General features: G+C 73.4%; 8 protein-coding genes. 4 read left to right on the forward strand and 4 right to left on the reverse strand.

All coding sequences use genetic code 11. The annotated features are described in order from the left end of the window. The first annotated feature begins 7 nt into the window (after window positions 1-7). Window positions 8-607, forward strand: a complete 600-nt coding sequence (locus OG767_RS30485) for a hypothetical protein (RefSeq protein ID WP_405091529.1) — start codon at window positions 8-10, stop codon at window positions 605-607. An 11-nt stretch (window positions 608-618) separates the two neighbouring features. On the opposite strand, the gene OG767_RS30490 is transcribed toward OG767_RS30485, so the two are convergent. Further along, window positions 619-1,173: a hypothetical protein gene (locus OG767_RS30490; RefSeq protein WP_405094354.1), complete on the reverse strand. Its 555-nt coding sequence runs from the start codon at window positions 1,171-1,173 to the stop codon at window positions 619-621. A gap of 162 nt (window positions 1,174-1,335) precedes the next feature. Further along, on the reverse strand, window positions 1,336-5,022 hold the full coding sequence (locus OG767_RS30495) for a S8 family serine peptidase (protein WP_405091530.1): 3,687 nt from the start codon (window positions 5,020-5,022) through the stop codon (window positions 1,336-1,338). Window positions 5,023-5,164: 142 nt separating this feature from the next. Here OG767_RS30495 and OG767_RS30500 point away from each other — a divergent pair, with 142 nt between their 5' ends. The 3 genes from OG767_RS30500 to OG767_RS30510 all read left to right on the forward strand — a co-directional run bounded on the left by OG767_RS30500 (window position 5,165) and on the right by OG767_RS30510 (window position 9,510). Continuing rightward, window positions 5,165-6,163, forward strand: a complete 999-nt coding sequence (locus OG767_RS30500) for a TrmB family transcriptional regulator (protein ID WP_405091531.1) — start codon at window positions 5,165-5,167, stop codon at window positions 6,161-6,163. Window positions 6,164-6,280: 117 nt separating this feature from the next. Further along, complete coding sequence (locus OG767_RS30505; RefSeq protein WP_405091532.1) at window positions 6,281-8,812, forward strand: FtsK/SpoIIIE domain-containing protein; 2,532 nt, start codon at window positions 6,281-6,283, stop codon at window positions 8,810-8,812. Next, the gene (locus OG767_RS30510) at window positions 8,809-9,510 is read left to right on the forward strand and encodes a hypothetical protein (RefSeq protein ID WP_405091533.1); all 702 of its coding nucleotides are present in this window, start codon (window positions 8,809-8,811) and stop codon (window positions 9,508-9,510) included. Before OG767_RS30505 ends, OG767_RS30510 begins: the two co-directional genes overlap by 4 nt. Window positions 9,511-9,562: 52 nt before the next feature. Here OG767_RS30510 and folE read toward each other — a convergent pair whose 3' ends face one another. Beyond that, window positions 9,563-10,180 carry a GTP cyclohydrolase I FolE gene (folE, locus tag OG767_RS30515; RefSeq protein WP_107159537.1) on the reverse strand — a complete coding sequence of 206 codons (618 nt, stop codon included), beginning with the start codon at window positions 10,178-10,180 and terminating at the stop codon, window positions 9,563-9,565. Between the two features lie 83 nt (window positions 10,181-10,263). After that, on the reverse strand, window positions 10,264-12,270 hold the full coding sequence (gene ftsH, locus OG767_RS30520) for an ATP-dependent zinc metalloprotease FtsH (RefSeq protein ID WP_405091534.1): 2,007 nt from the start codon (window positions 12,268-12,270) through the stop codon (window positions 10,264-10,266). Window positions 12,271-12,368: the final 98 nt, after the last annotated feature.

Here is a 12,368-nt window from a genome sequence, read left to right on the forward strand (position 1 = left end):
GCCGCCCATGAGCAATCCGCTGCCCGACCCGTTCGCGGACCGTCCCGACTGGGCCCCGCTGCCGCCCCGCCCGATCGAGGTGGTGCCCGCCACCGGCGGAACCGAGTTGCGCGGCCGCCGGGTGCTGGTCGGCCTGCCCGGCCTTGGCTGGCGCGGTGACCTGCGCGCCGACGAGCGGGTGGTGCAGGGCAGCCGCACCTACGTGCCGGTCATCCCGGAGCACGAGTGGTACCGGGCCGAGTCCGAGCAGGTGGAGGTGTTCGCGCCGCTGGTGCCGGTGGAACGCGTCTGGGTGGAGACGGTCGGCGGACGGAGACCGCCGGCTGGTCCTGCCGAGTCGGGCATCCGGCTGGTCTCGCTGGACGCGCCCACCCGCCGGCCACCCACCCCGGTCTTCGAGACCGACGCGGTGACCGGACGGCGCGTGGTGCACGTGGACGACGGCGCAGAGCGGCGTGACCTGCGGGCCGTCACCGAGACCTACTCCGGCGCGGACGGCGACATCTGCGTCCGGGTGGCACCCGAGCTGGAGTGGTACCGCTGGGCCTGGCGCGGACAGGCACCGACCACCCTGGAGGTACCGGTCCACCTGCTCTGGCTGGAGTAGCCGTAAGCAGGTCAGAGACGCTTAGCCGCACAGATCCGCCAGTCATCATGACGTTGAACCTCAAAACGCCAGCTCTGACGGTCGCTCTGCCTCAATCCGTCCACGAGGGCCGACATCACAAGATCAGCATGCACCTGCGCTTGGTCCCCGTTCTGCTGCACATCGAGGTTTTCCCAACCCACGGAGATCGCGGTTCCGAACCGTTGCTCTCGCGTCACAAGATCGTCCCGGAGAGATCTCAGCTCACCTAAGTCGGCCCCGTCCTTGCAGACGAACTCGTCTGCCCTCGTCTCGTTGCGTTCGGCGAGAAAATATTGGACGAAATTGGCCACGACCACTTCAGGAGAGCTGCGGTCCGGGGCGGTGGCCCGGTCGTACAGCACGAAGCCGACCACCGCGCCGCCCGCGCAGAGCAACGCCACCACTCCCGCGACGACCGCGAGCACGGTGCGCAGCGGGCGCTTCGGGCGAGCCGGAGCCGGAGCGGGCGCGGGGGGCGCCAACTGCTCCGGCGGGGTCCGCTGCGCCGGTACGCGGGAGACCTGGGAACCGGCGGGGGGCTGCACTGATTCCACCTCCTGAGGCTATCGGCTACACGGCGCGTACCCAATGCCTCAGAACTGGCGGATCGTGGCGAACCGCCGGACGGACGCCGCCCGGCGCGGACCTGGTGGGGTCCGTGCCGGGCGGTCGTGCCGTGCCCCGCGGTCAGGCGGGATGGTGTCGCGTCAGGACAGCCGGTACGCCCGGATGACCTCCTGCTCCACCGTGTTGCCGACGTCGTCGGAGGCGGTGGCCTTCAGCGAGACGAATCCGCTGGTGCGCGGGTACCGGAGGGTGGCGTTCCAGCTGCCCGCTCCGGCCGCCGTCAGCCGGACCGGCTGCCAGGTCGCACCGTCGTCGTAGGAGACGCTGAGCGTGGCACCGGCGATCTTCCCAGCACCCACGACCCCGGCCACGTGCGAGGCGGCCAGGCTGATCTTCTGCCGGCTGCCGGCCCGCACCGCCCCGGCCAGGTCGGTGTCGACCCCGTAGTCGAGCTGGACCAGCGGCAGCAGCACCCGGTCGTCGGCCTGGGTGGCCCGGAAGCCCCAGACGCTGCGGGTACGGGTGGACGTGACCCACGGGTCGGCGGGCCGGGTGGTCTCCTGCTCGAACCGGTAGTCGGCGCTCCCGGAGACCACCGGTGCCGCCGCCTGGACGGCCTGATAGGGCTGCTCCCGACCGATCAGCTTGCCGTTCTGGTAGAGCCGGGACCGGACGGTGCCGAATCCTTCGTCGATCGCGCCGGTGATGTCGGTGTCGCCACCGGCCGGCGGGACGTTGACGGCGAAGACGTTGCCGTTGCGGTACGGGTACCAGTAGCCGGGGCCGAGCCGCGGCCGGGTGACCGGGGCGAACCACTTCCGCGCCACGTGCTGACCGGGCCGGTAGGTGACCTGGTTGTAGCGCTGCTCCCAGCCGGGCATCAGGAGAGCCTTCTGGTACCAGCTGGTGCCTTCCTGGGTGGACAGGTAGTCGACCCGGGTCGACGGCGCCGCCACCGGCAGGTCGATGCCGAGGCACGGCGGCCAGTGGTAGGAGCGGCAGTCGGCCCGCTGTTCGAAGGCGATCGCCGGGGTGCCGGCGTGGAAGCTCTGGTCCACCCGGGCCAGTTCCTCCTCGGTCGGCGCGTAGGTCGGGTCGGTCGGCACCTCGCCCGGCCAGGCCCGGACCAGGTCGTAGACGTACGGGCTGAACGCGACGGCGGCGCCGCGCAGGCGCAGGGTGCCGGGACGGGCCGCCGCGAGCACGCGCTCACCCTCGGCCCGGGTCAGCGACACCACCGGCAGGTTCGTCCCGCCGGCCGCGGCGTAGTACACGCCGGGCCGGTCGTTGACCACGACCAGCAAGGCGGCTCCGGCCGCGTTCGCGGCGGCGGCCCGCTGGGCGGGGGACACGGCGTCGTCCCGGGTCACCAGCACGGCCTTGCCCTTGACGTCGAGGCCCTGGTAGTCGGTGCCGTTGCCGGCGTACACCGCGGCGAGGTCGACCTTGCCGTCGAGCCGGGTCGAGCCGGCCTGGTAGCGCGGGTCCAGCTCGACGGCGGCCGGGGTGTGTCCGGCCAACTTCAGGTGGTCGACCTCGCGGCTCCACCGGACGGCGAACTCGAAGGTGCCGCCGCTGATCTTCCCGGTCGGTGCGACGTAGACGTCATCGACGGCGGACGGCACGGCGTAGGTGTTGGCGAAGGCGCCGTACTGGCCGCCGATGCCGGAGTCGCGGAAGTACTGCACCCGGCGGTAGGCGTCCTCGCTCGGTCGGGGCGTGGTGGCGGCCACCTTGTGCGCCTGTCGGGCGTCCAGGTCCACGGTCCGGTCGGCGTCGAGCTTCAGGCTCGGGGTGCCCAGCAGGGCCATGCCGGCGGAGTCGGGCCCGCCGTCACCGGAGACCGGCAGCCAGCTGGTCACGTTGTACTCGCCGGGCGGAAGGCGCAGTGCCGTGGTGGTCCCGGTGGCCGGGTCCAGGGCGATCGTGCGGATGGCCTGGTCGCCATACCGGTAGACACTCACGTAGCCGCCGGCCGGCTTGCCGTCGCGCCCCTCGGCGGTGATCGTGAGCCGGTACCGCTCGTCCTCCTTCACCAGGCCGAGGGCGGTGTGCGCGCGGACGGTGCCGGTGGTGTCGGTGGCGACCACGGCGCCGGCGTACCGGCCGGTGGCCGGGGCGTCGTCCGCGTCGGCGGTGACGGTCGCGGTGGCGGTGCCACCGGCCGGCACGGTGACCCGCGCCGGGGAGACCGCGGCGAGCGCGGCGGGCTTGCCGTCCGGCCCGGTCATGGTCGCGGCGAGGTCGAGGGTGACCGCCTCGGTGCCGCTGTTGGCGTACGTGAGGGTGCGGCTGACGGGCTGGTCGCCGTCGTGCGGCCAGTCGTGGAAGCCGAGGTCGGCGGAGCCGGTGGCCTGCACGTCGCCGAGGGCGGCCGGCACGTCCAGCCGACCCGCGCCCACCTGGTACGGGGTGGTGCCGGCGAGCTGCTTCGACGCCGACATGAGGCTGTCCTTGATGCGGGCGGCCGACCAGTCCGGGTGCTTCGCGGCGACGATGGCGGCGGCACCGGCCACGTGCGGGGTGGCCATCGAGGTGCCGCTCATCTTCACGTAACTGCCGGTGCCGGAACTCTGCGCGGCGCGGGCGGCGAGGATCTGCACGCCGGGTGCGGAGAGGTCCGGCTTGAGGCCGTTGTCACCGAACCGGGGGCCCTGGCTGGAGAACGCGGCGCGGACGTCCCTGCCATCCACGGCGGCGACCGTGAGTGCGGCGTCGGCGGCGCCGGGGCTGCCGATGGTCGACTCGCCGTAGGTGTTGCCGGCGGCGGCGACGAAGAGCGCGCCGGTCTGGGCGGTGAGCCGTTCGACCGCCTGCGCCATCGGGTCGGTGCCGTCGCTCGGTTCCTGCGAGCCGAGGCTCATGTTGACCACCTTGGCGTGCTGGGCGGCCCACTCCATGCCGGCGATGATCCACGAGTTCAGGCCGGAGCCGGAGTCGTCGAGCACCTTGCCGATCACCAGGTCGGCGCCGGGTGCGACGCCCTTCTCGACGCCACCGGAGGCGGCGCCGCTGCCGGCCACCGTGGAGGCGACGTGGGTGCCGTGCCCGCGGCGGTCGCCGGTGTCGGAGCCGGGCACGAAGGAGACCGCGTCCTTGACCTTCCCGGCGAGGTCGGGGTGGGTGGCGTCGACGCCGGTGTCGAGCACGGCGACGGTGGCGCCCTTGCCGTCGTACCCCTTGGGCCAGGCCTGCGGCGCGCCCACCTGGGCGACGCTGTCGGCCAGGTCGACGTGGACCCGGCCGTCGAGCCAGAGCTTGCCGACGCCGCCGGCGAAGCGGCCGGACGTGCCGGTCGGGGCGAGGGACCGCCAGAACGGCTGCGCGTCCTTCTTGGCGGTGCTGATCGCCAGGCCGTTGATGCTGTTCAGGTCGCGTACCTTGCGGGCCTTCGCCGGGGTGGTGCGGGCGGACCGGGCGGTCGCGGTGCCGGCGTAGGTGGCGATCAGGGGCAGCTCGGCGGCGTGCGCGTCGTCGAAGCCGTCCTCGATCAGCTCGGTGACGTTGAACAGGTCCCGGTCGAGCCGGTTCGCCGCGAGGTACGGCAGCGCCTCGTCGGGGATGACGTACAGGTCGTCGCCGACCGTCTGGGTGTGCACCCCGCCGACCGAGCCGCGGCTCTGGTCGACGGTGACCACGTCCGGTCCACCGCTCTGGTGGGTGACCCGGACGACGTCACCGGTGACCAGGGTGAGGGTGTCGGTGGCCCCGGTGGTGCCCGGGAGGGTCGGTGCCGAGGGCTGGCTGCCGGCGGCCGGGGTTCCGGGCGCGGCGGCGAGCGCCGCCGCGACGGTGACGGCGAGCAGGCGACGGGTACTTCGTGGCATCGAATGACCTCTCCGTGAAGACCTGGGACGGCCTGACGATCCGCCGTCGACGGTGGCCCGGGCAACGGATCGACCACGGCGGCTTCCCTCCATGACGCAAAGCCGCCACACTTGATCACCGGTGAGGCGGCGGAGGCGTGACATGGTGCTGGACGTGCTGGGGCTGAGCAGCGAGGAGTCGACGGCGTACCGGGCGTTGGTGTCCATGCCCTCGGCCGGGCCGGGGGATTTGGCGCCCCAGGTCGGCGGCGACCGGGACGAGGCGGCCCGGCTCCTCGGGGTGCTGGAACGCAAGGGTCTGGCCGCGCGCAGCGTCGGTGACATCGCCCGGTTCGTGGCCTCTCCGCCGGGCACCGCGTTCGGCGCGTTGCTGTTGCAGCGGCAGAACGAGCTGCGCCTGGCCGAGCTGGAGCTGGGTTCGCTGGCCGAGCTGTACCGGGCAGCGAGCGCCGGGCGCGGCGTCGCCGAGGTGGTCGACGTGATCATCGGGGTGCCGGCCCTGCGCCAGCGGCTGGAGCAGCTTCAACTCGGCGCCAAGTCGGAGGTGATGACCTTCGTCAAGGCGCCGGTGGCGATCATCAGCGGCGCGGAGAACACCGCCGAGGACGACGCGGTGGCCCGGGGCGTGCGCTACCGGGTGCTGCTGGAGCGGGCGATGCTCGACGAGGACGTCGACATCGACGGGATCGTGGCGGCCCGCAACGCCGGGGAGGAGATCCGGATCGCGGAGAGCCTGCCGCTCAAGCTGTTCGTCGTGGACCGCGAGATCGCCCTCCTTCCGCTGATCAGATCATCCGACGTGGCCACCACCGGGGCGCTGCTGGTGCACCAGAGCGGCCTGCTGGACGCCCTGATCGCGCTCTTCGAGCTGGAGTGGGCGACGGCCATGGAGGTCACCGCCTCGGCCGACGGCTTCGCCGGCTCGGGGGTGGACGACCTGGACGTGCAGATCCTGACCCTGCTGCTCACCGGCCTGACCGACCAGGCGGTGGCCGGCCACCTGCGCACCTCGCTGCGGACCGTGCAGCGGCGGGTCCGTCGACTGATGGACCTCGCCCGGGTGCAGACCCGGATGCAGCTCGGCTACCAGGCGTCCCGACTGGGCTGGCTCCCGGGTGAGTCGGGGCACCGCCGGGGGTAAGGACAGGCGCACCGCCGGGGTAAAGACCGGCGCAGCGCCGACGGACATCCCGGAGGACGGCTCCCGGCTGGGATACCGTCACAGCTCGGGGAGCAGGGGTCGGCCTCGGGAAGAGAGGTGGACGCGATGGCGAGTCCGAAGGCGCGAGCCGGCCGGGCCGCCGTCCTGCATCGGCGGGCGGAGGCTGCCGCGACCGCCGCCGCCGGCATCCTCGACGAGATCCGTCCCGCCCCCGCCGACCACCATCGGCAGTACGAGCTGGCCGAGCGGCTGAGTACCGCGGCGGCGCTCGCCGCGCCCGGCTGGGCCGGCACGGCGCTGGAGGAGCTGGCCGTGGCGACGCCGCCCGGTGACCGCCCGCCGCCGCTGGTCCGGGTGGGCACCGCCGCGCCGCTGGAAGATGCCCGGTTCCCCGCGCTGGTGCCCCTGCTCGACAGCGGCCATCTGGCCGTCGACGCCGACGCGCGCGACCCGCGCGTCGCCGGGCTGCTCCGGGCACTCCTGCTGCGGCTCTTCGCCGCCACCCCGGCCGGCGCGCTGCTGGCCCGGGCCGTCGACGGCACCGACCCGGCCGGCACCTTCGCGGGCTTCGCGGCGCTGGCCGATGCCGGTCTGCTGCCGCCGCCCGCCACCGACGTCGCGGGGCTGCGGGCGGTGCTCGCCGAGGCCGAGCAGTGGGTGGCCGCCGGCACCGCCCGGCAACGCGGACACGACCGTACGCTGCTGGTCGTGCTGGCCGCCCTGCCGGACGGTGTCGCGCCCTCCGACCTGACCCGGATCGGGGAACTCGCCGCCCTGGGGCACCGGGCGGGGCTGCACCTGGTGGTGGCCGGCTGGTCCGGCCAACCACCGCTGCCGCAGGCCACCACGATCACCGTCCGTACGGCGTACGCGCTGGTCGGTGATCCGCCGGGCGCGGCGCTCGGGAGCCCCGGCGCGGAGCCGCCGGGCGGTCTCAACTCCCCGGTCTTCGTCGAGGACGATCCGTCGGCCGAACTGGTCGCCGCGGTGTGCGACCGGTTGGCCCGGCAGGTGGAGGACGGGTCCCGGCTCGCCCTGGCCGATCTACTGCCGACCGACGGGCTGTGGACCGACGGCTCGGCCGACGGGCTCAGCACCACTGTCGGTGACGCGGCCGGGCGCCCGGTGAGTCTCGGGTTCACCGAGCTGACCCCGCACTGGCTGGTGAGCGGCCGGTCGCAGGCCGGGCGTTCGGCGTTCCTCACCGACACGCTGTTCGGGCTGGCCGCCCGGTACGGCCCGGACGAGCTGGAGCTCTACCTGGCCGACCTGGGCGACGGGGAGTCCTTCGTGGAGTTCCTCCAGACCGAGCGGGACCGTTCCTGGGTGCCGCAGGTCCGCGCCGCCGGGATGGCCGCCGACCGGGAGTACGTCGCGGACCTGTTCGGTGAGCTGGAGGCGGAGGCGCGCCGCCGTGAGGAGGCGTCCCGGCGGGCCGGCGGGCAGCGGTACGCCGAGCTGCGCCAGCACCAACCGCTGCCCCGGATCGTCTGTGTGATCGACAACTTCCCGCTGGTGCTGCGCGACCGGGACCGGCTCGCCACCGACCTGCTGGCCCGGCTGGACGCGTTGGCCCGGGTCGCCCGCGCGTACGGGATCCATCTGGTCCTGGCCGGCGAGGGTGACCTGGGCATCGGTGGTCCGCGCGATCCGCTGCTCGGCCAGTTCCCGGTGCGGGTGGCGCTGCCCGGCGGCTCGGCGGTGCTGGAGCCGGCGAACGACTCGGCGGCCGGCCTGCCGGTGGGCAGCGCGGTGGTGAACACGGCCGGGGGCCTGGGCGGCCCGCGTGGCGCGACCCGCGGCCACGAGCGGATGATCCGCTTCCCGGACCCGTACGGGGATCCGGACGTCCTCGCCGACCTGCGACGGCGGCTGTGGTCGGCGAGGCCGGAGTCGGTGGCCCCGCCGGTGGTGTTCGCCGGCTACGCCCGCCCGCTGCTCGCCAACGATCCGCGGCACCGGGCCGCGTTGGCCGGGCGGGTGCACGCGCCGGCCGCGCTGCTGGGTCGCGCGGTGGACGTCCGGCGCACCACGGTGGCGGTGCCGCTCGGGCCGGTCGCGGGCCGGAACCTGGCGGTGTTGGGTGGGGACGAGGAGGCCGAGCGGCTGCTGGTCACCGCCGTGCGCAGCGCGGCGGCGGCGCACCCGGACGCCGGGCGGTTCGTGCTGGCGCCGCTGGCGAACGGGTCGGCCGAGCCGGCCGGCGTGCTGGCGGCCGAGCTGGCCGGGCGGCACCGGGTGGAGACGGTCGACGCCGGCGGGTTGCGGGCGGCCATCGAGGCGGACGAGCCGGGTTACCTGGTGGTGTTCGGGCTGGACGTGCCGGACGCCGCCGAGTTGCCGCCGGAGCTGCTGCGGTCGTTGCTGTTGGAGGGTCCGCCGGCCGGCCGGCACCTGCTCGGCTGGTGGCGTACCCCGGCGCCGCTGGCCGGGCTGCTCGGGCCCGGGGGCGAAGTGGACAAGCTGACCGCCGTGGCGGTCACCGACGTGCCGGGTGGGCGGCTGGAGCGACTCTTCGACCGGCCGGTGTGGTGGCATCCCCGGCCCGGTCGCGCGGTGCTGTGGGACGGCCCGGAGGAGCAGGGCACGGTCTTCGTGCCGTTCGGCACCGGGGAGGCGGCCCGATGAGCGGGGCTCCGACGGCGGTGCCCGGGCCGCGCGTGGGTGATCCGACGGTGCCGGTGGACCCGGCCGAGTCGGCTTGGGCGGAGTACGTCGCGGCGGCGCGGCAGCTCGACGGCGTACGCCGGGCGGCGGCGACCGCCGCCGGGGAGCAGGCCCGGTCGGTGACGGCGGCCCGCGAGGAGCTGACCGGGGTACGCGAGCGGCTGGCCGCGCAGCAGTCCCGGCTGCGTGAGCTGGGCGTACCGGCGATCTCGCTGGCCCCGACGCCGCCTGAGGTGAGCGAGGCGGCCCGGTCGATGGCGGGTGGGCCGTCCGCCGTGCTGGCGGCGCTGCGGGCTGCCGGCGGCTGGGCGGACGCCGCGGACGACGCGTTGGCCGCGCACGGCCTGCCCCGGTTGGCCCGCTGGCCGGCCCGCCCGCGCAACCTGCTGGTGTACGGGCCGTTGGCGTTGGTGGTGCCGCTGCTGCAGCTCGTCCTCTACGCGGTCGCGGGTGCCGGGCCGGTGACCGTGTTGGCGCTGCTGGTGGGGCTGCCGCTGCCGGCGGTGGCGTTCATGCTGGGTTGGCTGGCGGTCGGGCGGGTGTTCCGTCCGCGCCCGACCGACCGGGTGGACCGGACGCCCCGGTTCGGCGCGCTGGTCTGCCTGGTCCCGGCCGTGCTCACCGCCGCCGGTCTGCTGCTGGCCATGCTGCCCGGCTGACCGGCCCCGGGGACGACCACGGCCACGCCGGGCAGCGTGGATGCCGGTCGGGTCAGCGGTGCATGATCAGCGCCATCGCCTCGGCCCGCGACTTGGCGTCGTTCTGGAGGCCGCCCCGGACCGCCGAGGTGATGGTCTTGGCGCCGGACTTCTGGATGCCGCGCATCGCCATGCACATGTGCTCGCACTCGAGCACCACGATGACGCCGCGCGGGGCCAGGCTGGACATCAGCAGGTCGGCGATCTGCGACGTGAGCCGCTCCTGCACCTGCGGCCGGCGGGCGAACACCTCGACCAGTCGGGCCAGCTTGGACAGGCCGGTGATCCGGCCGTCCGGCCCGGGGATGTAGCCGATGTGGGCGCTGCCCCGGAACGGCAGCAGGTGGTGCTCGCACAGGCTCATCACGTCGATGTCCCGGACGAGCACCAGCTCCTCGTGGTTGGCCTCGAAGGTGGTGCGGAGCACCTGCGCCGGGTCGACGCGCAGGCCGGCGAAGAGTTCGGCGTACGCGCGGGCGACCCGGGCCGGTGTCTGCTGGAGGCCGTCCCGGTCCGGGTCCTCACCGACCGCGATGAGGATCTCCCGGACCGCCTTCTCGATCCGGCCCAGGTCGACGCTGTCCTCGACCGGGCCGCCGGTGAGCTTGCCGCTGATCAGGCGCGCGGCCACGTAGTCGAGCGCGTCGTCCCCGTCGGGCTCGGTCGCGGAAACGGCCGGCTCCCGGTGGGGGGAGCCGGCCGTCGGGTCGGTGCTCAGTGCGTACCGTCCGAGTTGTTGCTGGCGCCGCCGACCGAGATGCCGTCGGCGGTGGCCTGCTTCTGCAGCGCGTCCTTCTCGGCCGGGGTGAGCACCGGCGGCTCGGTGGAGGGCAGGCGCTTGCCGAAGCCGTGATAGGGCGCCATCGGCGGGCGCTTGACCACCCGGGCGGCGATCCGCGCCATATCGGCGGTGGAGAGCGTTTCCTTCTCCATCAGCTCAAGGACCATGGTGTCCAGCACATCCCGGTATTCCACCAGGATCTCCCAGGCCTCGTCGTGCGCCAGCTCGATCAGCGCGCGCATCTCGCTGTCGATCTCGGCGGCCACCGAGTCCGAGTAGTCCCTCTCGTGGCCCATGTTGCGGCCGAGGAACGGCTCGTCACCGCTGGTGCCGTACTTGATCGCACCGAGCTTGGAGCTCATGCCGTACTGCGTGATCATCGCGCGGGCCAACTGGGTGGCCTTCTCGATGTCGTTGCCGGCGCCGGTGGTCGGCTCGTGGAACACGAGTTCCTCGGCCGCCCGGCCGCCCAGCGCGTACGCCAGGGTGTCGATCATCTCGGCCCGGGTCTGGGTGTACTTGTCCTCGGTCGGGAGGACCAGCGTGTGCCCCAGCGACCGGCCCCGGGACAGGATGGTCACCTTGTGCACCGGCGCGGCGTGCGGCAGCGCCCAGGCGACCAGCGCGTGCCCACCCTCGTGGTACGCGGTGATCTTCTTCTCCTGGTCGCTCATCACCCGGGTGCGACGCTGCGGGCCGGCGATCACCCGGTCGATCGACTCCTCGAGCGAGTCGTTGGAGATCGCCCGCTGCTCCTTGCGCGCGGTGAGCAGCGCGGACTCGTTGATCACATTGGCCAGGTCGGCGCCGGAGAAGCCCGGGGTACGCCGGGCCACCGCGTCGAGGTCGACGTCGGGCGCGAACGGCTTGCCCTTGGCGTGCACCCGCAGGATGGCCTTGCGGCCCTCCATGTCGGGGGCGTCGACCGGGATCTGCCTGTCGAACCGGCCCGGGCGCAGCAGCGCCGGGTCGAGGATGTCCGGCCGGTTGGTGGCGGCGATCAGGATGACGCCGCCCTTGGTGTCGAAGCCGTCCATCTCGACCAGGAGCTGGTTGAGCGTCTGCTCCCGCTCGTCGTGGCCGCCGCCCATGCCGGCGCCACGGTGACGGCCGACCGCGTCGATCTCGTCGACGAAGACGATCGCCGGCGCGTTCGACTTGGCCTGCTCGAACAGGTCACGGACCCGGCTGGCGCCGACACCGACGAACATCTCGACGAAGTCGGAGCCGGAGATGGAGTAGAAGGGCACGCCGGCCTCGCCGGCCACGGCGCGGGCCAGCAGCGTCTTACCGGTACCGGGCGGGCCGAAGAGCAGCACGCCCTTCGGGATCTTGGCGCCCAGGGCCTGGTACTTCGCCGGGTTCTGCAGGAAGTCCTTGATCTCGTGCAGTTCCTCGACGGCCTCTTCCGCCCCGGCCACGTCCGCGAAGGTCGTCTTCGGCGTGTCCTTGGTGATCATCTTCGCCTTGGACTTGCCGAAGTTGAGCACCCGCGAGCCGCCGCCCTGCATCTGCGACATGAAGAACAGCAGCAGGAGCACGAGCAGCGCGATGGGGAGGAGATTGACCAGCAGGCTGACCCAGATGCTGTCCGACGACACCTTGGTGTCGACCGGGCCGGTGATCCGGTCCGCCGCCTCGGCCTCGCGGACCTGGTTCCAGACCTGGCCGCCGACCTCGTACGGGAACTGCGCCTCGATCTTGTCGGTGGTGGTGTCGTCGAACTTGGCCTTGTCCTTCAGGTCGAGCTGGAGCGTCTGCTCCTTGTCCTGGAAGACGACCTTCTCGATACCACCCTTGTTGAGCTGGTCGAGCGCGACGGACGTGTCCACCCGGTGGTAGCTCGGACCAGCGGTGAACAGTTGACTGAGCACAACGGCGCCGAGGATGACCAGGATGATCCAGACCACCGGTCGGCGGAAGAAACGCGTACGTTCCATGCTGTCGTCGGGCACCGAGGCGCCCGCATCCTCCTGATCGACGTCCTGACCGTCTGAATGGTGTCGCCGCCTCGGGCGGCGGCCGGGGCCGCCGTGCG

The organism is Micromonospora sp. NBC_01392 (genome assembly GCF_045040125.1).
Lineage (GTDB): Bacteria > Actinomycetota > Actinomycetes > Mycobacteriales > Micromonosporaceae > Micromonospora.